Genomic DNA, 22,644 nt, shown 5'->3' on the forward strand with positions numbered 1-22,644 from the left:
ATCCTTAATTTTCAGTATTTTCTGGTAACAATTGTTCTTGCACATTTTCAATTTGCTCGGCGATTTCTTCATCACTTTCGGTAAAATATGCAACATGAAACATCGCTTCACCTTCTTGTACTAAAGGAATATTTTGCTTACCTATTAAAATTCCTGAGCGATTTGCTTTCACATAATCAATAATTTCTCCGTAAGGACTACCAATTTCAGCAAGCACTTGCCCTTTAGTAATTTGATCGCCTAAATCCACAAGATTATGAACAATACCACTGGCATTTGCTCTAACCCATTGGCTGCCGTTAGCAATAAAAGGTACTCGCTTTTTCTTCGCTCGCGTAACTTTACGCGTCATACCAAGGTGCTGAAGTACATTTAAAATCCCTTTCATACCAGCTCTTATTGAAAACTCATCAAAACGAAGCGCCTCACCTGCCTCATAGAGCAATATTTTGGTTTCATTTTTTACCGCAGATTCTCTTAAAGATCCATCGACTAAATTTGAATTTAACACGACAGGTACACCAAAAACTTCTGCCAATTCTTTAGTTTCATCATCGGACATATCGGCCCTAATTTGTGGCAAATTCGATCGATGAATCGCTCCTGTGTGCAAATCAATGCCATAATCGCAATGTTTAACGATCTCATTCAAAAATATATGTGCCACGCGCCCAGCTAAAGATCCTTTAGCTGATCCCGGAAAGCAGCGATTTAAATCCCTTCTGTCTGGCATATAACGACTTTGATTAACAACACCATAAACATTTACCATAGGAACGGCGATAACCGTTCCTTTGGTAATTTTAAATTTATTTTGGTTAATTAATCGACGTATTATTTCAATGCCATTTAATTCATCGCCATGTACCGCAGCACTAACAAAAATAGTAGGGCCCGGCTTTTTGGCACGAATAATATGAACAGGTAAAGAAACATTTGCATCGGTATATAACTTAGCAACAGGTAATTCTATTTTTTGTTGTTCACCCGGCAGAATGGTGAATTCACCTATACGTAATACTTCCATAATATTTTCTCTACTTAGCCTTTGCCACGGGTTTTTGTGCTATTAGGTTTTGCATTTTTCTCTAAAAATTCAAACACCATACCAGCAACATTTTTACCTGTTGCTTTCTCTATACCTTCTAAACCTGGCGATGAGTTAACTTCCATCACCATAGGACCATTTTGTGAGCGTAATAAATCGACTCCGCACATATTCAAGCCCATTGCTTTTGCTGCATTTACCGCTGTTTCGCGCTCTGCTTTTGAAAGTTTTACAACCTCAGCAGACCCACCACGATGCAAGTTAGAACGAAATTCACCCTCAGCGCCTTGACGTTTCATAGCCGCAACCACTTTACCGCCAATCACTAAACAACGAATATCGGCACCACCTGCTTCTTTGACAAATTCTTGTACCAAAATATTGGCCTTTAAGCCCATAAAGGCTTCAATAATAGATTCTGCCGCTTTTGCTGTATCAGCCAATACCACACCTATGCCTTGCGTGCCTTCTAGCAATTTAATGACCACTGGAGCACCGCCGACATTTTTAATCAAATCTTTAATATTGTCAGGTTTGCAAGCAAAACCGGTACGTGGCAAACCAATACCTTTTCGAGATAGTAACTGTAAAGAACGTAATTTATCGCGAGAGCGGCTGATAGCAACCGACTCGTTAATATTAAATGTTCCCATCATCTCAAATTGCCTTGCTACTGCCGTACCATAAAATGTAATAGATGCGCCAATACGTGGAATAATCGCATCGTACATTGGCAGTTCTTTACCGTGATAACGAACTGTTGATCGGGTACTGGTAATATCCATGTAGCAATGTAGCGTGTCAATAATATCCACTTGATGCCCCATGGCCTCACCCGCTTCTTTTAAACGGCGAGTGGAATAAAGATTTTCGTTTCTAGATAAAATAGCTATTTTCATAATAAAGCCTTTTTTGTTTTTCACTGGTACTAAATAAGTACGTAATAAATAGTGATGAAATAATTGAAACTGAGTGTATAGTTATAGCACATAACAATAAAACGCTATATTTTGATAGGTTCAATCAAAAAAATTGATTAGATGAGGTTTTGATTATATGAAAATTGAGTTACTAAAGACCTTTCTTGAGGTGAGCCGTACTTTGCACTTTAGAATAGCCTCTGAAAACTTATTTATTACGCAATCTGCTGTAAGCGCTCGAATTAAATTACTAGAAGATGACTTAGGGGTATTATTATTTGACCGAAGTCAAAAGCATTTAAAGCTAACGCCTGAAGGCAACAGACTAATAAAGCATGCGAATGAATTACTATTTATGTGGCAGAAAACCAAGCAAGATGTAGGTATAGCCGACAGTGATGCCCATCAGTTAGTGATTGGCTCTATGATGTCGATTTGGGACATAGTGTTACAGGATTGGTTAACAAAAATTCATCGAAACCTTGAAGACGTTAGCCTGTTCACCAGTAATTACTCACAAACAGAATTAAGGAAAAGCGTACTTAGTCGAGTAATTGATTTGGCTTTTTTATTCGAGCCCCCTTTTGTTGAAGATTTAATTACAGAAAAAGTGGCGAGTGTGCCCTTACATCTAGTAACAACAGATCCTGAAGATATTACCGGCGAGCGTTCGTTAACAAATTATATTATGGTGGATTATGGCGAGGCGGTTAATGCACAACACTTACGAGAGTTTCAGCATTCGCCGCCAGCTAGGCATTATATGAGTCAGCCGCGTATCGCGCTAAACTTTTTATTAGATGCTGGGGGTTGTGCTTATTTGCCCAGACAAATGACATTCGAGTACATTAAAAACAATCAACTCTTTGTTGTTGAAGAAGCGCCCGTTTATTCCCGAGAAATTTTTGCTGCTTATTTAGCAAAGAGTCAAAAAAAAGAATTAATTGAAAATGTACTGCACCTATTCCCTTATGTGACAGTTTAATGGCATAACTAAAGTGAAGTGAAGTGAAGTGAAGTGAAGTGAAGTAAACTCAAACTAAATAAGATCACATTAACAAATATATTTTCTTACTAATTTGAGTTACTTATAAATTTAACAATAAACTTAGTCGTCTAACGTTACCATTTTCGGTAACGTTTTTATTGGCGCATAAAAGCTAGACTCTAGTTCATCGTTAATACAAACAAGCAAATACCGCTTTAATTCATCTTGACTAGTTTCATCTTCAGTAGCGTATTCTTTGCATACTTGAACAAGACTCATAACATAGTCTTCAGACGCGATCATAATTTCGACTTCGCTGTCGTCATTACTTGCAAAAGCGGTTGTTAACGTTAACATTGTTAAAACTAAAATTATTTTTTTCATCGTTATTCTCTTTAAAGGGGATTATCTGTCCCAAAAATCACTCAATGTGTCAATTTGTCTGTTAATAAATCGCTTTTCGTGAAGCGAATCAAGTTTTTGTTTAATATGATATCTGTATTTTGCTGTTCGTCTAATGGCTTTTTTGTTACCTGTGCCATAAGCAATTTCGAAACCTGCAATGCCCGTATCGAATTCATCATCGTCATCAATATCTATATCGTCGTATGTATCAATATCCATCTCTTTTACCTTATGAAAAATCAATGTTGTGTTTTCAGCTAGATAATGAGTTGTTTTTTATTAGGAGAAAAGCAAAAAATTTTCGCATTATTAATCACTTTTTTTTATCAGACAAAGGTATGTAACACTATATTTTAGCAAAAAAGTATAATAAACAGTCGATTGACGGAAGGAATTATTAAGATTTATACGTACTTACTATTAGAGAGAAAAACCTGTAAGAGCAGCGCATACCTCTAATGAGGTATGCGCTGCTTCACGATTGATTAGAGCAATATTATTTTCTACAACCAGCGTTTTCTTTTGAATAACACAATCAACACAACTGAAATCACACACATAACACCGAGCAAAGTAAAATAACCATACTTGAATTTAAGCTCTGGAATATGTTCAAAATTCATTCCGTAGATTCCTGCTAAAAAGGTTAATGGGACAAATAAAGCAGTAATTACAGTGAGTATCCGCATAGTTGAATTTAATTGATGCGAAGTAACAGACATATAACCATTAATTAAATCTCCACAAATATCATAGTACATTTGAGAAAGGCTATGTAAGCGATCTAATCGGTCCATGAGATCATTAATCGTATGTATTTCTTTATCAGTTATTAACGACGTTTCTTCATCTTCAAGGTACATATTTAACGCATTACCAATAGTGACATGGTAATTAAAAGTACGTTTAATTTTAACCAGTTGCGAGCGATAAGTCGTAATTTCTCTCATCATATTATCATTGCCACTGCGTTGAAATTCATCTTCAACCTGCTCAAGCTTTGATTCAAAGGTAAAGAGTTGTTGAAGATAGTAGCCGCAGCTACTGTGAAATATTTTCAATGCTAAATGTATCGGGCTTTTTAATAAATGTTTACTATTGCTTTCGTTAAATAAAGCATTAATAGCCAGAGAACTTTCGTTGTGACAGGTAATTAAGACGCGTTTACCAATAAACATACTAATTTGTAAATGTGCAAAAGCTAAACTATCATCTTTAGCACTAAAACCTCGGTAAAGCAGAAAAATATAATCATCAAATAACTCTACTTTAGGAGGGTGTCTGTCTCTTTGCGCATCTAAAATAGCAAGCGGGTGACAACCAAACTGGGTTAAGACCTCTTTTTCTACAGCTTTATCGGTATTATCAAGATCAATCCACAGTAATGAACTCTGATCTTGCTCCCATTCGTTTTTCAGCTCTTCACCGCCTATTTTTACAGGGCTTGAAGGTGAAACTAACATACATTTTATCATGAACAGTTATCCCATCGGTTACAAAAGTGAATTCGCTGATTAGTAAGTTTATCTATTAAGTAATATTTATTAATAAACATCAATCATTAGTTGCCTTATTAGCGAGTATTACATGTCTACAGACATCATTATTTGGTGTTCCATTGCCTTTTGTATATTACACAATCTGCTATATTTCAGGATTAAATTTAGCCTTTTTTCTATTAGTCGATTACATTTAGAAGTTGAGTAAAAAAGGGGAATAAAGCAGCAAAAAAAGTGCTACAACTTAGGGATGACTCAAATTTCTTATTGGCAATAATTTTATGGGGTAATGTTGCTATTAATGTATTACTCACTATGCTTTCTGATTCGGTACTAACAGGCTAAAAGGCATGCTCCCTGAGATCATATAACTTCTGCGATAGTATTCATTGAATATAAATACTTGGTTTAATCACTTTATTCGATTAAACCAAGTAGTTTTTAGCACTTGATAGTTTCTTTGATTAACTTACAATTGCCAAAATATTCGTTACTGCAACGTTTAAAACACTCTACGTTACAACAAAGCGAATACAACGCAAATACATTAAGACTTACGAGTCTGCACTCAAACAATAGGCAACAACGTTATCATGGAATGGTTAAGTACTAATTTAAATTCATCTAGCTTAAGTGAATTACTTTTTGAGCATAAAATTGTAGTAACTTTATTGCTCATTTTCGCCTTTTTTATGTTCAAGCATTTAATTATAAAAATTATAAAGCGTAAATCTAAGCAAGATAAAAGAATTCAAATTAACATGGTAAATAATATTTTTACTATGTTAATTATTATCATGATTTTTAATGTTTGGTCGGTAGAAATTCAAAAATTTGCTTTTTCAATTGCTGCCTTTATTGTCGCCATAGTATTAGCAACCCGCGAGTTTATTCAGTGCTTTATTGGCTTTTTATATCTATTATCAAGCAGGCCTTTTCGTGTCGGTGACTGGATTCAAGTAGGTAACTATATGGGAGAAGTACATTCTACAGATTGGGCTAAGCTCACACTTTTAGAAGTTGATAAAGATGATTATCAATACACAGGGAAAACGTTATATTTGCCTAACAGCCAAATGATTACTTCTGTGATTAAAAACTTAAACTTTTTAAAACGTTATGCAATGCATCATTTTACTATTGTGCGCGATAACACAGTAAACCCGTTTGAGTTTCTTGATGAGCTTCATGAAAAAGCAAACTCTTATTGTGAAGATTTTAAAGATGTAGCGATTCGATATAATCATTTAATTGAAAATCGATTAGATATCAACATCGCCGGTCCAGAGCCGCATATTCAAGTGGCTACATCAGATATTGGTGAAACACAGGTCTTTTTTACTATTTTTTGTCCAACAGAAAATGCAATGGAGATTGAGCAAAAACTTACGGCAGATTTTATGCGTTTATGGTTTGCGCAAAAATCTGTATAACGATAAAAATACCCAGTAATTACTCAAGAAGCCGTAATGACACTATGAATGTCATTACGGCTTTTTTATCGTTAATGAAAAGTTTTCCGGTTTCGTTATGTAGAGCACACAGACCACTAAGCTACAAATACATCCAATTAAGAACAAATGATAATGTTATCCACATCAGCAAAATAAGTGGAATACCAATTCTCATAAAGTCAGAAAAATGATATCCCCCAGCGTTCATCACCAATAAATTAGTTTTATACGCCATCGGCGTGGCATAACTTAAATTAGCACCAAATAATACCGCTAGGATAAAAGGTTCAGGTGACAGGTTAAGTTGATGCGCCACAGAAATAGCGATAGGTGTTCCGATAACAGCAGCGGCATTGTTAGAAACAATATTCGTTAAAATAGCTAATAGCAACATTAATGCTGACAATACACCACCCGGTGGTAATCCATGAGAGAACGCGACAAATACTTGGGCAATGTATTCAGCCCCGCCAGTTACCATCATTGCCGATCCTAATGCTAAAGAAGCGGCAACAATTAAAATAACCTGTGTACTGAGCGCCGATGAAACTTCGCGCCAATTTAAGCAGTTAGTAAACAACAATACCAGTACGCCACATATCGTACTAATTTCAATAGGTAAAATACCCAGTGCTGACGTTACAACAACAGCGAGTAATGTCCCCAAAGCAATAGGCGCTTTACTGGTTTGAGGTAGCGCTTCTGCACCATCGATAATTAACAAGCCTTTTCTCGATTTTAATGAAGCAAATTGCTCTGTTTCACCTTGTACTAATAATACATCGCCTATTCTCAAACGAATATTGCCTATACTTTGACGCCCTATTTCCATGGCTTTACCTGCACGATGCAAAGCGACTACGGTCATTGCATGTTTTTGAATAAAATTAGCTTGTTGTAAAGTTTTTCCTTCTACACCTGAGCCAGAAATTATGACAATTTCAGCTAAGGTTTGTTTTTCAGCTTTTAATGGGTGTTCATCATCGACTTTATGTAAGCCTGAAAATAAAGTCGCGCCTAAAATAGTGGCATATTCCACAAGTCTATCAGGGTAATCGTGAACTTTTAATCGGTCACCTGCAATCAATACGGTATCAGGTAACGTCATAATATTTCGATTATCGGGGCCTCGCTGAATACTGTCTATTTTCAACTGCCCATCGGTTAACGCGATTATTTCAGCAATTGTTTTCTCGTTTATGTCACTCTCTTCATTAATATTAAGATATGCGCTAAATAAACGTGGAGAAGTGTCAGGCATAGATGGAGTGCGCCTAGGAAGTAACTTGGGCGCTATCAACCATAAGTAAAAGATGGCAACTACAGCAGCAATTAACGCAGGTTTGATAAAATCAAACATTTCAAACTCAGCCACTCCCATATTTTTAGCAATACTAACAACTAAAAGGTTGGTAGAAGTGCCTATTGTCGTGGTCATTCCGCCGACTAAAGTCGCTAAGCCCATTGGTAAAAGCAAAGGTGATGAGTCAGTTTTATTGCGCAAAGAAACACTGATTAAAATAGGCAATAATAAAACGACAACTGGCGTATTATTAATAAAGGCACTTAATGTGCCCGCAAGAATCAGCGTTAATAATAAAGACAAGGTTGGACTTATTTTCCACAGTTTTGCCAAGTAGCGTCCTATGGGCTCTAAAGCGCCTGTTCGAACAATACCTTGCCCAATAATCATTAATGCACAAACAGTGACCAAAGCCTCATGCCCAAAACCAGAAAACAATGAACTTGCCTCAAAATGTTCGCCATCAATATAAAAAGGGAATAAAGCAAACATTAAACACAGTATAGCGATAACAGCTAAAGAAGAGGTTTCTAGAGGCGTGTCTTCACGGCGGAAAAGATAAAGCGCAAACGCGGTAATTAATAAAACGGCCAAGGCGTGATAATTAGGGAGATCAGGAATAGTCAAATGAATACCAATTAATTAAATGGGTGTAATGACACCGTTATTTACACTGTTAAATTGTTCTTAATAATTAAGCATAATATGCTTGAAAAACCTCACTATTATTAAGAATAATCCACAACTGTAATTCACATTTAATCCAGTATATACTCAAAATTCGTTTTTTGGATACTCAATCTATCGATATCTGATACTTTATTTAAGGAATAAATTTAAGGAATAAAAATTATGCTAGGAATGCTAATCATCGCAATTTCAGGTATAGCGTTTGGTTATCTGGCTTCAAAAATCGATAATCTCTATATTTTGCCCAGTATTGTATTTGCCTGCGCTTTTATGTTTCCCAGTTTTTTGACCTTTTTTCAAGAGATTTTTGCGATATATTCCTATTGGATTGTGTTACCTATTATTATTCATTTTTTATTGATGGAGTTAACTGTTAGGTATTTTGAAAAAAATAACACTTAATTGGGAAGGCCAATATTCAAATTAGACACTAGATTAGCGAAAAGGTAACACTACTCTTACGGCTAAACCGCCTTCATCTCGGTTAAATAAACCGATTTGACCATGATGTGCGTCTGTGATTTCTCGGCACAATGCAAGACCGAGTCCGCTACCACTGGCTTTTGTAGAGTAAAAGGGAATTAAAGCGCTTGCCATGACGACATCGGAAATGCCCTTTCCTTTGTCCATAACCAAGATACAAGACTCAGTTGTACGTTGCTCTAGCGTAATACTCACATCATCTGGTTTTGAACCAGACTCGTGCGCATTTTTTAATAAGTTGATCAGTAGTTGCTCTAGCTGCACTGGATCGGCATAGACTACTTGGCCAGATTCAGACATATTAACAAACTGCCATTGCGCTTGAAGCGTTGTGAGTAATTGACTCCAATCAATTGCTTGAATTTTTGGCTCTGGCAGCTTTGCAAATTTTCCGTAGCCCTGTACAAAATCACTCAAATGTTTGATGCGCTCATCAATGGTAGAAAAAACTCGCGCTAAACGGGCTTCGTTAAAATTTTCACTAAGTATTTTACCACTATGCAACATGGATGAAATTGGTCCTAATGAATTGTTTAACTCGTGACTAATGACTCTAATAACCTTTTTCCAAACCGCGACTTCTTGCCGACTTAGTTCTCGTGTCATTTGTTTTAAAATGAAAAGTGTATGAGGTTGATTATTTAATGAAAAATTACCGGTAGACATATGCCATGTTTGCGGCTCATCAGCACCAACAACCATTGAGAAAAGACCTTCTTTTTTTTCTTCAATAGCAACTTCAGCTCCTTCGGGAGCCGACTTTAATAAGCTGGAAAGCCTTTTACCATCAAGTCCTTTAGGGCAATTAAAGAAGCGCCTAGCCGCAATATTGCTAAAGATAACTTGTTGCTGATCATTGATAAGAAATAAAACTTCAGGCGAGCTTTGCGTAATTTTATCTAACAGAAGCTCTCGTTGAAACAGCCAATGCTTCTCTTCACGTAGTTGCAGCGCAGTAGTGTTATAAAGAGTACACAACTTACCAAGCTCATCTTCATTTTGATAAGCCAAGGTTGTGGAATACTCACCGTCTTTTAAATTCAATAATCCAAGCTCCAGCGCAGATAACCCTGCTCGAATATCCCGTAACAAAAAGCGAGTGAATAAAATAGTAAAAATGACTAGACTCAATGCACTTAACAGCTTTATGTTTAAGGACAAACCGTCCATATAAAACAGTGGAGTTGTGCATATAATGCTAACAACTGCAACGACGACAATAATTCTAGGTAGTACATTGGAAAGCATCAGTATGGGATCTCAAATTTATCTAAACGTCGATATAAAGCTTGCCTACTTAAACCAAAATGACGGGCGATGCGGGCAATAACACCTTGCTGTTCTCGCATGGCAATTTCCAATTCTTCTTTGGTGGGTTCAACATTTACTGGCTTTGATATGAACGCTTGAGACACTGTATCTACTCGCTCGCTAAAGGCGAAATCATCCGCTTCAATCACACCGTTTGGTTTTAATACCGCAACTCTTTTACAGGTGTTTTCAAGCTCTCTTACATTGCCTTGCCAATGATGGCTTTTAAGCTTATTTTCCGCAGACAAGCTTAACTCTCTGTTGGGTAGAAAGTAGTGAACTAAAGGCATAATATCATCTAATCTATCTGCCATGTCAGGCACTTGCAGTTCGATCACATTGAGTCTGTAGTACAAATCTTCTCTGAATTCACCGCTAGATATGGCATCAGTAAGATTACTATTTGTCGCCGAAATAACTCTGACTTTTGTTTTGATGGTGTTTACACAGCCGAGGCGTTGAAACTCGCCTGTTTGGATAACACGCAATAATTTTGTTTGTCCAGAATATGGAAGGTTACCTATTTCATCTAAAAACAGGGTGCCGCCATCAGCAGCTTCGAACAAGCCAATTCGCTTTTTGTTTGCACCTGTATAGGCTCCAGCTTCAGCACCAAATAATTCTGCTTCGATTAAATCAGCAGGCAAAGCCCCACAATTGACTTTGATGAAAGGCGCGTCAGCTAATTGAGAGTTAGCTTGTACGACCTCTGCTATTTTTTCTTTACCGCTACCGTTGGCACCGGTAATTAATACTGAAATATCAGATTTTGCGACCTGAACAGCTAAATCGACAACACGTTGCATTGCTGCACTGGCATAAACAAGACCAACATTATTAGCAACTGACTTAGTGCTTTCACTGGCCGCTTGTTGTCGTTGTAACTTATCACTGGCTTGATTAGCTTTACCTAAGGCAACTAAGTTAACAACAGTGTTGATTAATTTTTGGTCATCCCAAGGTTTGGCGATATAATCCACAGCACCGGCCTTTACCAATTCAATTGCTTGCTCTAAATCAGTCCAGGCTGTGATCAGAATAATCGGTAAATGCGGATCTAAGGTGCGCAGTTGGTAAAATAGCTCTTTACCTTCTTCACCAGAAGTTGTATCCCTGGTGAAGTTCATATCTTGAATAACAAGGGATACGCGTAGCTGATTCGCATACTGCAAAGCCTGCCTAGGCGACGTGGTAGTGATAACCTCATAACCGTGAATTTCAAGCAGCAACGACAAGGCTTGCAATACTGCGGGTGTGTCATCAACGATTAATATCTTATCCATTGTCCACTCATTATTTGTATATTCCTTTGCAGCTTACTGACTTGTTCTTACGGTATTTTGCTTGCAAGAACAAGTGCATTAGCCTACCAATTATATCGATTAAATACTTCGAGTAGCAATGCTAGGCGAGATGTTTGCCGCTTTATATGCCGGCATAACTACCGACAACAAGCTTGCACTAAAAACACATACGGTTGTTATTACAATATATACTGGATCGAGGGCCGGCATAGAATAGTTCTCCAATAATACTTGACCCATTAATAACGCAGCAATGGAACCTAAAGCAATACCAAATAAGCAAATAATGCCATTTTCAACTAAAAAGTACCGCACTATGGCTGATTTTCTAGCCCCTAATGCACGTCGTGTACCTATTTGTTTAGTGCGTTTATTAATATTAAACACGGTAAGGCCAAAGATGCCAAGCGCAGTAATCAAAACGAGTACTATGATCAAGACAATGAGCATACGTAACATTAATATGTCTGGGGAGTTTTGCTCTTGTTTAGCTTCATCCATACCTTGCAAGCGAATGATAACTCGTTTGTTATGGTCTTGAATCATTAAATCTTCTATTTGGCGCATAATTGCGGCACGCTGACCAGGCTCAGTTCGCACAATAATTTTTTGAAACATAGACGCGCTAACAAAGGGCATAATTGACACATTATCCGGACGACTATCTTTAAGCCAAGGGCCCTTCATTGGCTCAGTTATTCCGATAATTTTCATTGGTGCAACACCAAAGTAAACGATCTTATCCAATGCATCTCCATTGGGGAAGAGCTCTAAACCTAGAGCTTGTGTAATAATGATAACTTTCGGAAAAATGTCTCGGCTAGCTGACACAATAACTTCATCTGCACGGAAATTTCTTCCTTCAATGAGGTTTATGCCTAACGTGTCTAACCCATTTTCATCCGCTGAAAAGTAAGCGGTTCGAACATCTGGTCCTATATCTGTCGCTGGCTTTAACCTTAACCCGCTCGCCGAACCACTACCAGACAAGGGTACCGCATTGAACAAACTAGCATTTTTTACGCCGGGTAAGTTTCTTATCATGGTTTCCGTTTCTTCAAACTTCTGAATGATATCGAGCTCCTTGTCAAAAGTCATAGTAACGAAGCTAAATATTTCATCTTCAGGGTAACCCGTTTCTTGCGAAAGAAAATCAATGCGGTCCTTGGCAATAAAGGCAGCATTGCTCACAATAGCGGTTGTTATAGCAATTTGAATAAGTAACATAATCGCCCCCGCTTTTGAGCGAAGCAACGAATTAAATATTGGCTTAATTTCAAACATAATAGCTCCTATTGCGTTTTTAAGTAGATAGCAGGTTGTGTTTTACACACTAACCAAGCAGGGTAAATACCAGCGAGAATACAAGCACCAATGGCAATGGTGGGAGCGGCTAAAAGCATACTTAAGTCCATATCTGCAAGCTCGGTAAATTCGCTACTAGTGACACGCACTCCCCATAATCCCAACTGCGCTATAGCAATACCGATAAGTCCTCCAAGCAAACCAAGTACTGATACTTCAACAATATGTTGTAGGAATATCTGACGTTTACTTGCGCCTAAAGCTCTACGAACCCCTATTTCTGGTGCCCTTCGCAGGAATTTTCCAAGTAATAGCCCTAAGATATTAGCTAGGCAAACAGCTAAAAACATGAAACTTAAACCGACAAGTATTTTGTTGTCTTCTGAGACAACCTTGTTGTAAACCATCCATTCGTTCACATCTTTTAAATTGTATTCAGGATTTTCACGCGTATATCGACCTTTAGTTCCTTGTTCTGTTAAATAAGCAAAAAGAAAGGCGTGATATTTTTGTACATCGTTAGTCGTTGGTAACTCAGCCCAAAATTGCACCCAAAACATTTCAGATTGCAGTTGACCTTCAAAAGTTGTCACTCCTTCATGTTTCCAACCGTTCGTATTGCCATGACTTACTAACTGCATCGGCTCCCACAAAGTAATGGGAATAAAGATAGGTTCAGGCGAATTAAACGAACCATTATTAAGATCGTAATACTTGGTATGAATTTTCCATTTCTTAATAACACCAACCACAGTAAAAATAGTGTCGTCGAGGTAAATTTGTTTGCCAACGGAATTTCCCCCACCAAAAAGCTTGTCATTAAGCGTTTCATCAATAACCAGTACTGCTTCGGCTGCTTTCTCTTGTTCAACAGTCCAAGCTGAGCCGTAGATGAAATCCAGATCGAACATAGCAAAGAAGTCCTTACCCGTAGCTCGAACGTCTGATAATGACGGTTTAAGTGTTTGGTTGTTCATATGCACAGTAAAGGCTGTTCGAATTGACGCCGTTTTTCGCACAGGTGTTTCAGCGTTATGTAAATACATAGCGTCTTTATAGGTCAGTTGCAGTGGCACGTTATCTGGCGTCCACCAGCTGTTGCCATCGTCGGTTGTGTTTAATTGAACCGCAAATAATTGATCACTTTTATTTGGAATGGGATCCATAGACATCATGTGATAAACCGACAAACTTGTCATAGTTATGCCGATACCAATTGCAATGGCCAGTATCATTAGCGTTGATACTAATGGCGTACGTTTCAAACTACGCCAACTCAAATCTATATAATGTAAAAACATTTTACACCTCAACTGCAGGTTGGGCTGCTTGTGCTGCAAATGCATCCATAGTTTTGTTTTGATACAAGGTGAAGTCTGCTAATTGACCATCAACAACTTGAATATTACGTGGTGCACGACGAGCCAACTCTTGATCATGAGTAACCATAATGATCGTTGAGCCTTCATGGTTAATATCTTCTAATAACTCCATCACTTGCCGCGCCATTAAACTATCTAAGTTGCCTGTCGGCTCATCAGCCAGTAAAAAACGTGGTTTACCTGCAAGTGCTCTGGCAATAGCAACCCTTTGTTGTTGCCCACCGGATAACTGTTGCGGTAAATGTTTAGCTCTACTGGCTAAACCGACTTTCTCTAAGCACTCTTCGATCCGGCGTTTACGCTCTGAAGATTGAATACCACGGTAGCGTAGCGGTACTTCAATATTTTCGTATAAATTCAAATCTGGAATAAGATTAAACCCCTGAAAAATAAAACCAATTTTTTGATTTCTCAAATCAGCTCGTTTGTTATCACTTAAGGAGCCTACGTTCACATCATCCAGCATATAATCACCGCTAGAAAAAGGTTCAAGCATGCCTGCAATATTCAAAAATGTTGTTTTACCTGAGCCTGAAGGACCGGTAACCGCGATGAATTCACCTTCTTCAACCTCTAGATTAAAGTCCCGAAGTGCATGGGTTTGTACCTTTTCCGTTTGATATACTTTACTAATATTCTTCATACTTAACATGGTTGTTTTCCTTGCTTGTTATCTATTGGGCTTATGCTATGAACTGATATGTAAACTCTCTAATTCAATAAGAAAGTGTCAGTATTACTGTATTCGTCATAGTTGGAAATAATAATTTGATCGTTTGGCTTTAGGCCTGAAAGTATTTCTACTTCGCGCATACTTGTTGCGCCTATTTGAATGTTAACTTTGGTGGCGATATCACCTTCAAGTTTGAAAGCATAAAAACCACCTGACTGCATAAAACTTCCACGGCGCACTTTCATAACATTGGATTTATTTTCAAGTAACACTCTTGCTGAAACTTGCTGGTTCTGACGGATGCCGCTGAGTTGTTGTTGATCGAAACGCACACGTGTGGTTACTTGACGATCTTTCACTTCAGGCGATATAGCAGATAACTTCCCCATGAGTGTTGTGCCAGCAATCGTGATTTCGGTTAGCATACCAATGGCTAAATCGTTGGCATAACTTTCTGCTACGTTGAGTTCAACTTCATATGCACTTAAATCTACTAGCGTCATTAGGACATCATTTTTATTCACTAATGCACGAGGTTGTACAATTAAATTACCGACCACCCCATTCACTGTGGCAAGTATATTTAACTCACTTATTTTGCGCTCTAGTTCCTCAAGTACCAATGCTTGACGAGATACGGTGCTTCTCGCGCTTTCCAGTTCAAAGGCTAGTCGATCTTTCGCAATGGCGACTTCTTCTTTGGCATGCTTTTGTGTAAGGGTTGCTCTGGCAAGATCATCAACGGCTTTCTCAAAGTCTATTTGACTGATGAGGTGATTCTTCATGGAGGCATTTGCACGTCGGTTTTCACGCAGTGCAGCTTCTAAATCAACATGTGCAATATCCAGTTGTTTGGTTAACTGTAATGTTTGACTGCGGGCATCTAACTCTTGGCGTGCCAGTTCACCTTTAAGCCGATCCATTTCTGACACTTGTTGCTTAAGCTGATTGGCAAGTTCAGGGCTGTCCACTGTTGCAACGATTTGGCCTATTGAGACTTCATCACCGGCTTTTACTCTAAGCGAAACAAAACCTTGTTCAGAGCTATAAATTTTTGGTGCATTTGCCGCAACAATACGACCATTGGACACGATATCACGAACAAGATCGCCCAACTCAACACTAGCAACTTGTACCGAGGCGCGATCAAACGAACGAGTTACTGAAGAACTCCCCATAATCGCTTTAACGATAAAAGCAATGACAATGAAAAATACGATAACGCTGAAAGTAAGCTTTATTCTATTGGGCTTTGATTCAAGCGCTGTATCTTGAGCACTGGTATCCTTAATCATGATCCAAACTCCAGTGATTTTTCTCACCAATTCGGGCTTCAACTAGGCTCACAATACCAGCAATGGCTAACACGAAAACCGGATATAATAACAAATATATGGCTAACAAGTGACACTCTCCTGGTGATGAAAAGTTGTATTCATACACCTTAAAAATAGTAATATGAACTTATTAAAGCTAAGATCATGCCACAAAATAACCTATTGATAATTATCAATATTATTATTTTTCATTCGTTCTTAAAGCGTCCGCGGACAGATAAAGTGTCCGAGCCGGACACTTTATTACAGACTTAGTGAAGGAGTGTTCGTATTTTTAGTTTTCTATAAGGTGTAGAGCTAATAACGTACTGTGTGCTCTAAAACACCTATTCGTACAATGCCTTATCCAATAATCAGTAAATATTAATTAAATAACAGTAATTTATATTAAAATCGCGACAATTAGTCACACCTGCATTCTCTCCTCCATCGATATAATGGAAGCTAATTAAAATTCGATGGGATATACATTAATGTTTACACACTTAAATTTTTCTCTTAAACATACTTTTTCAATAACGATAGTATCAATGGTTTTATTAGCGGGTTGTGGCTCTGACAGTGAAAGTAGCGTTCAAGAAAATACGCCATTCTCACTTAACTTTATCGCGAAAAGTGCAGGAGAAACGGTGACTTGTGATAACTCCCATAATCAATTTGGTACTGACGAACTACATGCTATTGCTATCAGCGATTTACGCTTTTATGTCAGTAACATTAAATTTTATAACGAAAACAATGAAGAAGTTAGTATTGAATTAGCTTCCAATGATTTCCAGCGCCAAAGTGAACAAGGTTTTGTCGGTTTAATTGATTTAACAAGTAATACCTCAGGCGCTTGTTCAGATGAAGCCTTAGGTGGTACAGAAAGAGTCAACAGCAGTATTAGCGGTACATTGTTAGGTGAGAAAGTTACCAGTGTTAGCTTTGATGTTGGCGTACCACAGTCGGTTATGAAAGATGTCATTGCGACCAATGCGCAAGAAGATGCACCGACACCTTTGAATGAAATGTATTGGTCTTGGGCAAGTGGCTATCGTCACTTTGTTATGAACTTCACTATTGAAAATACCGCAGAAGTTTCAGGTAAAGGTTTAGTACATTTAGGCAGTAGAAATTGTGGTGGTGATGGTTTACTTGCACTAGAAGAAAAAGATACTTGTGATTCAGTGAATACACCGAAAGTTACTCTAAGTAACTTTGATCCTGCCAATAACACCATTGTTGTTGACTTAGATGCACTTTTGCGAAATGTCACTTTTATGGCAACAGGCGATGAAGCAACGCCTACCGTTTCATGTCATTCAAGCCCTATGCAAGCAGATTGCCCTGCTATTTTTGAAAACTTTGGTCTTGACCTAGCATTAGGTAGTGCGGATGCAGAAGCAAACCTTGTATTTATTAAAGAATAAATACATGCAGAGCAATATTATCTTACTATTAGCACTAAAGTGTCTCAGTGGAACCCAACGCTCCCCAAACGCAATGGTGCTAGTTATGCTACTTTCTATTTCAGCTTGTAACGTATCTTCCACAACAACGGTTGTTTCAACTGAAAGTGAACAAGATTTACGTAGCTTATTAGCATTACCAGAGCATATGCCATTACCCGCTATTCCTGAATTCAACCCGTTAACCCAGGAAAAAATCACTTTAGGGCGTTTTCTATTTTACGACACACAATTGTCCGCTAATCAAACACAGTCTTGCGGCTCATGCCATTTTCAAATAAATGCCTTTGCAGATGGTATTGTTACTCCAACAGGATCAACGGGGCATCAATTAGTACGTAATAGCCAGGGGCTTAGTAATGTTGCTTATAATGCTACATTTACTTGGAGTAATGACACTTTTTTCGAATTAGAAGACCAACTCAATGTACCTATTCGTGCTGATGATCCAATTGAATTAGGAGTAACAGACGCAGAAATTGATACCGTGTTAAGTCGATTTAATGATGATGAAAATTATCAAAAAATGTTCAAAGCAGCTTTCCCACAAAGCACCTCTGAAGCAACCATGAATAAAATTATTTTTGCACTTGCGAGCTTTGTACGAACGATGATCAGTGCCAACAGTCCTTATGATCAGTATACAAACGGCGATAAATCTGCGTTAACAGAACAGCAAAAACAAGGATTCAGTTTATTTAATGGTGAAAAATTTGAGTGCTTTCACTGTCATACAGGCATTAATTTTACTGTATCGTATAAAGACTCAAACTCAATAAGTGATTCAATACTTTTTCCATTTTTTAATAACGGCTTATACAACATTGGCAATGACGGTAGTTATCCACAAGAAGATCAGGGCATATATGATCTCTCGTCAGATCCTGCCGATAAAGGAAAGTTTAGACCTCCTTCATTACGCAATATAGAGTTTACCGCGCCCTATATGCACGATGGTAGTATCGATACATTAAGAGATGTAGTAAAACATTACGCCAGAGGCGGCAGCTTAACTACATCAGGCAGTAATGCTGGCGATGGTCGAAATAATCCTTATAAATCTGCGTTAATTACTGGCTTCACTGCCACTGATGAAGAAATTGACGCTGTTGTAGCATTTTTGGAATCGCTTTCCGATTATGACTTTATTAATGATGAAAAATTCTCTAATCCTCATAAGGGCAATTAATGTCTAAATCTCTTAAATGTATTTGGTTACTAACTTTATTCACAGTGACTGCCAAACCGGCGATAGCGCATCAAAATGCCTCATTATTTGATAAAAATTCCATTAAAGTATTAGCTGCTGCAACGTATCGTAATAATCAAATAGTTGAAAATGGCGAAGTATGGCAACCTCAAGGCTTCTTAGTTGGTGGTGAGGCTGTACCGAACGAAGAAGGAGCTAGTTTAGATGATATACAGCTCCAAGGTTACCTAAACGTAAATAACGATTATTATGTTGCAGCAAAAATTAGTGGACATAGTCACGGCGGCGAAAATACCATTGAGTTAGAAAACTTGTGGTTTGGAACCGAATTTCATATCGCCCAACAACAACTTCAATTTGAAGCGGGTAAAATGACAACAGAGGTAACAGATACACTCAACTATCATTCCTCAACAGATACATTCAGCCAAGCACCATTATCAGCAGATATATTATTTGGTCGTCATTTTAACGACATTGGCGCTAGACTGGCTTTTACTAATTCATTAAATAAAACGAATGCAAAGCATAAAAATAATTTTGACTATAAATTAGGCATTGAATTATTCAATGGTGATAATTTCCCTGCGACCTCTGGAGAAGGGAGTGTTTCAGCTTTCACCCATTTAAAATTTCAATATCAAAACTTTCAAACAATGAGTAAGTTTTGGGTAATGTACAGTGAAGCAGACCAAAGAAAAGATTTACGTTACAGTCAAGGACATAGTCACGGTGTAACCATTAATAATAATGCAGAGTCGTATTTTACTGGTGACACTCTCAGTACGGGCGTGTATTTAAATACCACGTGGATATACGGACTCTGGCGGTGGCATAACGAATTTGAATGGATGCAAGCGCAAATAGATGGTCAAGTGTTTACAACAACACAAAGTGCGTTAATGGACTCTGTTCAAAACTCCTATCGTTTTACAACGTCTCTAGAAAGAAAAAAGCATAGTCTACATCTAGCATATGAAATATTAAGTGCTCAAAACCAATTTCATCAAACAACACAAACATTTATCGAACAAGTGGGATTAAACAATAACGGATTTGAACCCAACAGATTAAGTGTAAGTTGGCACAATGCATTACACCCCGATTTTATATTACGTACCGAATGGATGAGAGATGAAAGTAATCAACCTTCGCAAGTCAATAACATTATTAGTTTAGGAATACAGTGGCGCTATAATATTTTATAAGTAAAACATGCTTAAAGTGCATAATGTTTGTCTGAGACACCAATTGTGTATATTACACAATTTAGCTTTCAAAATAGACTTGATTTCGCCCCTGCTCTTTAGCTTGATATACGTGCTCGTCAGACTTTTGAATAAGCTCAAAAATTGACTCTTCTTCTTTTAAAGTGGCAATGCCAATACTACAAGTGACTTTTACATCGTCTCTTACTTTTAAATCAGCTACAGCTGCTCGTATTCTTTCAGCTAATCCCTTTGCTGCATCAATATTCGTTTCAGGTAGTATAATTAAAAACTCTTCACCGCCATAACGACCAACAGAGTCTGTTTGACGGCATGAGTCATTAATAGCTTTTGCAATTGCCGTTAATACTTTATCACCTTCTAAATGACCAAAATCGTCGTTTATTGCTTTAAAGTAGTCGACATCTAACATCAATAACGAAAGCGAGGCTGGGTGACGTTTAACCCGGTGAAACTCATTTTCTAAATCGGTTAATATGGCTCGTCGACTTTTTACGAGAGTTAATTGGTCGGTATCTGCTAATTCTTGAAGTAATTGCGTGCGTTCTTTCACCTTGTCTTCAAGGGTACGGTTAGCTTGTTCAAGTTCTTCTTGTGCAATCAGTAACTTTTCATTTTTATCACTTAATATTTTCATACTTGGAATAGCCAATATCTTTGGCATCAAACGCCAAAGCACTATCGCTGTAGTGATAGATACTAATCCTGTAGAGAATTTTAATATGCCTTGGATATAGTAATATCCGTGCCAAATATTAATCATGGAAATAAAGTGAGTCATTCCACAAAAAGCAATAAATGCAGCAAATAATATAAATATTTTATCAAATTCTAAGTCTTTTCTTTTTTTAATAAAATAGATAAGAGCTATCGGGATTATACTGTAGGTAATTACCGTTAATCCGTCACCAACTAAAGTCAAAAAAAGTAAATCTTCTCGCCATAATAGACAATGGCCATGAGGCATAAAACTACCATCAAAAATTTTCTTTAACATATCCACTCACAATATTCCCTTTTATGAAACTATAGAACAAGTACAGCATTTAAACGATAAATTGTAATTATTTTAAGGCGAGCCTTACTGGCCTGTTTACAAATTAGCCTTTCAGGTTTACGGCTATTGTATATCTATAAAAGGATAATTAAATTAAATGGTATGAATGACGAAGTAAGTATTCTGTTTAAAGCTAAATTGAACGTAATATAGGACATTATTAATAAAGCATTTATTTATACTTTTGTAATATAACCTCAAGTTGACCTGTTTGCTTTAGCTGATATAGCTGATTTTCAATTGAATCCCTTTGCGTTTTTGGGAAGTTGCTTGAAAAGCTTAAATTAACATCGTAATTAGGGATAATATCTGAAAAATGGTGGAAAACTATGCTTTCTCTGTCAATTTTCAATTTTTTTAATTGATAGTTAAGTCTAGATTTCATTCCGACGAATCCGGCTACCCGACCTTTGAGTACCATTTTTATAGCTGCCTCATGCGTTTTAACATAAAAAACCTTTTCCGGCATTTTGTTTACAAACTCTATTAAACCAGGGTAATGAAACCCTCGAATTAAAACTAACCCTTTATCAAGGATACTTGCTACTGATTTATAAGGAGTTTCTGGCGTTGTCATTAATACATGTTCAACTGTCATGAATGGGGTGGCAGACAAATTAAGTTTTCGAGGATCATCCCATTTAGCAGAGCCGTAAGTAATCCAAGGTGTTGTTGATTTCTCCAGTGTTAAAAGCAGTCGCTTAAATGGCAATGTTTTATACACTAGATTTACATTAGGGATATCTATTTTTTTTAAAACGTCTGTTACTATACCGCTGTTTTCAGAAGGGATTTGAATAGGAGCAGAAGACTTATCCGAAATAAAATAAGTAATATCGATTACATTGTTTGAATGTACAATTGTTGAATAAAAAAACATTATAATTAACAATACTTTATTCATCTGCTTTATTTCTTTCTGTTAGTATTTTATTTGACAATATAGCATAAAATAATCTCAATGATAGTTGTGATTTAATCATTAACTTTCAATTAAAATAACCGCTGCAATGCTATTTTTTATTAGTATTATTGAGCAGCAAGCATACTAGACCAATAATAATAAAGAGTGCACCACCTGATAATAAGAATGAATCAATAAAGATGTTCTCATTAAATGTGAATTCTCCTGAGGATATTTTTTTCCAACCATTAAAGTGTTGCATAGCGGCAACAACGGCCCCTAAAAATCCTACAACAATGGCAAAATACTTTACTAACCAATTGGGTTTTATAAATAAAAGTAACATAACGCCAAGTATACCAATAACTGTTCGCTGAACACGGCAATAAGGGCAGATATAGACTAAGCCTGTAAATTCTGTCATCCAAGCCAAGGCAGATATCGCGATAGCAAGCACGGCAATAAATCGGCGATACTTCGTCAGTTGTTCTAACGTTAATATGTTCATAATATTCTCTTTACAGATTTAGTTTATTTTATAAAGGTTTCATTTAAAATACTTACTTTATATGTAAAGTAAGCAGTGTCAAAACATAAAATTGGGTCAGTTCTGTTTTAAAATCAACCATTACATTATAAATGATACAAGAAAAAAAAAGCCCCAACTCTTTCGAATTAGGGCTTTAATATC

At 37.2% G+C, this 22,644-nt stretch carries 21 protein-coding genes; 6 read left to right on the forward strand and 15 right to left on the reverse strand.

Translation table 11 applies throughout. The features are described from left to right. Positions 1–4: 4 nt before the first annotated feature. Together AC27G3_RS01160 and rimK are read right to left on the reverse strand one after the other, a co-directional pair. Positions 5–1,027 carry a succinylglutamate desuccinylase/aspartoacylase family protein gene (locus AC27G3_RS01160; protein ID WP_487117989.1) on the reverse strand — a complete coding sequence of 341 codons (1,023 nt, stop codon included), beginning with the start codon at positions 1,025–1,027 and terminating at the stop codon, positions 5–7. 14 nt (positions 1,028–1,041) lie between these two features. Further along, positions 1,042–1,947 (reverse strand): 30S ribosomal protein S6--L-glutamate ligase, encoded by a 906-nt coding sequence (gene rimK, locus AC27G3_RS01165; protein WP_487117990.1) that lies wholly within the window; start codon positions 1,945–1,947, stop codon positions 1,042–1,044. Between the two features lie 157 nt (positions 1,948–2,104). Between rimK and AC27G3_RS01170 the strand changes: the two genes are divergently transcribed. Further along, entirely contained in the window at positions 2,105–2,953 is an 849-nt protein-coding gene (locus AC27G3_RS01170) for a LysR family transcriptional regulator (RefSeq protein WP_487117991.1), read from the forward strand. 123 nt (positions 2,954–3,076) lie between these two features. Here AC27G3_RS01170 and AC27G3_RS01175 read toward each other — a convergent pair whose 3' ends face one another. The 3 genes from AC27G3_RS01175 to AC27G3_RS01185 form a co-directional block, all read right to left on the reverse strand. Next, positions 3,077–3,340, reverse strand: coding sequence for a hypothetical protein (locus AC27G3_RS01175; protein WP_487117992.1), 264 nt, complete (start codon positions 3,338–3,340; stop codon positions 3,077–3,079). A gap of 21 nt (positions 3,341–3,361) precedes the next feature. Further along, complete coding sequence (locus AC27G3_RS01180; RefSeq protein WP_487117993.1) at positions 3,362–3,580, reverse strand: hypothetical protein; 219 nt, start codon at positions 3,578–3,580, stop codon at positions 3,362–3,364. 284 nt (positions 3,581–3,864) lie between these two features. Then, positions 3,865–4,836 (reverse strand): magnesium transporter CorA family protein, encoded by a 972-nt coding sequence (locus tag AC27G3_RS01185; RefSeq protein WP_487117994.1) that lies wholly within the window; start codon positions 4,834–4,836, stop codon positions 3,865–3,867. Between the two features lie 258 nt (positions 4,837–5,094). Between AC27G3_RS01185 and AC27G3_RS01190 the strand changes: the two genes are divergently transcribed. Both AC27G3_RS01190 and AC27G3_RS01195 read left to right on the forward strand, forming a co-directional pair. Next, positions 5,095–5,205, forward strand: a complete 111-nt coding sequence (locus AC27G3_RS01190) for a hypothetical protein (RefSeq protein WP_487117996.1) — start codon at positions 5,095–5,097, stop codon at positions 5,203–5,205. A 416-nt stretch (positions 5,206–5,621) separates the two neighbouring features. Beyond that, positions 5,622–6,293: a mechanosensitive ion channel family protein gene (locus tag AC27G3_RS01195; RefSeq protein WP_487117998.1), complete on the forward strand. Its 672-nt coding sequence runs from the start codon at positions 5,622–5,624 to the stop codon at positions 6,291–6,293. A gap of 121 nt (positions 6,294–6,414) precedes the next feature. Here AC27G3_RS01195 and AC27G3_RS01200 read toward each other — a convergent pair whose 3' ends face one another. From AC27G3_RS01200 to AC27G3_RS01230, 7 genes are all read right to left on the reverse strand, one after another. After that, complete coding sequence (locus AC27G3_RS01200) at positions 6,415–8,244, reverse strand: SLC13 family permease (protein WP_487118000.1); 1,830 nt, start codon at positions 8,242–8,244, stop codon at positions 6,415–6,417. A 498-nt stretch (positions 8,245–8,742) separates the two neighbouring features. Continuing rightward, positions 8,743–10,038: a sensor histidine kinase gene (locus AC27G3_RS01205; RefSeq protein ID WP_487118002.1), complete on the reverse strand. Its 1,296-nt coding sequence runs from the start codon at positions 10,036–10,038 to the stop codon at positions 8,743–8,745. Next, the gene (locus tag AC27G3_RS01210; protein WP_487118004.1) at positions 10,038–11,384 is read right to left on the reverse strand and encodes a sigma-54-dependent transcriptional regulator; all 1,347 of its coding nucleotides are present in this window, start codon (positions 11,382–11,384) and stop codon (positions 10,038–10,040) included. Before AC27G3_RS01210 ends, AC27G3_RS01205 begins: the two co-directional genes overlap by 1 nt. Positions 11,385–11,483: 99 nt before the next feature. Beyond that, a complete protein-coding gene (locus AC27G3_RS01215; protein ID WP_487118006.1) occupies positions 11,484–12,689 on the reverse strand; it encodes an ABC transporter permease in 1,206 nt (401 codons plus the stop codon). An 8-nt stretch (positions 12,690–12,697) separates the two neighbouring features. Beyond that, positions 12,698–14,011 (reverse strand): ABC transporter permease, encoded by a 1,314-nt coding sequence (locus tag AC27G3_RS01220; RefSeq protein ID WP_487118008.1) that lies wholly within the window; start codon positions 14,009–14,011, stop codon positions 12,698–12,700. Between the two features lies 1 nt (position 14,012). Continuing rightward, the gene (locus AC27G3_RS01225; RefSeq protein WP_487118010.1) at positions 14,013–14,744 is read right to left on the reverse strand and encodes an ABC transporter ATP-binding protein; all 732 of its coding nucleotides are present in this window, start codon (positions 14,742–14,744) and stop codon (positions 14,013–14,015) included. A 59-nt stretch (positions 14,745–14,803) separates the two neighbouring features. Continuing rightward, the gene (locus AC27G3_RS01230) at positions 14,804–16,060 is read right to left on the reverse strand and encodes an efflux RND transporter periplasmic adaptor subunit (RefSeq protein ID WP_487118012.1); all 1,257 of its coding nucleotides are present in this window, start codon (positions 16,058–16,060) and stop codon (positions 14,804–14,806) included. A gap of 515 nt (positions 16,061–16,575) precedes the next feature. Here AC27G3_RS01230 and AC27G3_RS01235 point away from each other — a divergent pair. The 3 genes from AC27G3_RS01235 to AC27G3_RS01245 all read left to right on the forward strand — a co-directional run bounded on the left by AC27G3_RS01235 (position 16,576) and on the right by AC27G3_RS01245 (position 19,971). Then, positions 16,576–17,514: an MbnP family copper-binding protein gene (locus AC27G3_RS01235; RefSeq protein ID WP_487118014.1), complete on the forward strand. Its 939-nt coding sequence runs from the start codon at positions 16,576–16,578 to the stop codon at positions 17,512–17,514. A gap of 85 nt (positions 17,515–17,599) precedes the next feature. Continuing rightward, positions 17,600–18,742: an MbnH family di-heme enzyme gene (locus tag AC27G3_RS01240; RefSeq protein WP_487118015.1), complete on the forward strand. Its 1,143-nt coding sequence runs from the start codon at positions 17,600–17,602 to the stop codon at positions 18,740–18,742. Then, entirely contained in the window at positions 18,742–19,971 is a 1,230-nt protein-coding gene (locus AC27G3_RS01245) for a hypothetical protein (RefSeq protein WP_487118017.1), read from the forward strand. Before AC27G3_RS01240 ends, AC27G3_RS01245 begins: the two co-directional genes overlap by 1 nt. Before the next feature lie 61 nt (positions 19,972–20,032). Here AC27G3_RS01245 and AC27G3_RS01250 read toward each other — a convergent pair whose 3' ends face one another. The 3 genes from AC27G3_RS01250 to AC27G3_RS01260 all read right to left on the reverse strand — a co-directional run bounded on the left by AC27G3_RS01250 (position 20,033) and on the right by AC27G3_RS01260 (position 22,461). Beyond that, complete coding sequence (locus tag AC27G3_RS01250; protein ID WP_487118019.1) at positions 20,033–20,989, reverse strand: GGDEF domain-containing protein; 957 nt, start codon at positions 20,987–20,989, stop codon at positions 20,033–20,035. 232 nt (positions 20,990–21,221) lie between these two features. Continuing rightward, positions 21,222–21,953 (reverse strand): hypothetical protein, encoded by a 732-nt coding sequence (locus tag AC27G3_RS01255; RefSeq protein ID WP_487118020.1) that lies wholly within the window; start codon positions 21,951–21,953, stop codon positions 21,222–21,224. 109 nt (positions 21,954–22,062) lie between these two features. Next, entirely contained in the window at positions 22,063–22,461 is a 399-nt protein-coding gene (locus AC27G3_RS01260) for a disulfide bond formation protein B (RefSeq protein WP_487118022.1), read from the reverse strand. Between the last annotated feature and the right edge of the window lie 183 nt (positions 22,462–22,644).

Source organism: Colwellia sp. SU-HH01217, assembly GCF_057543495.1.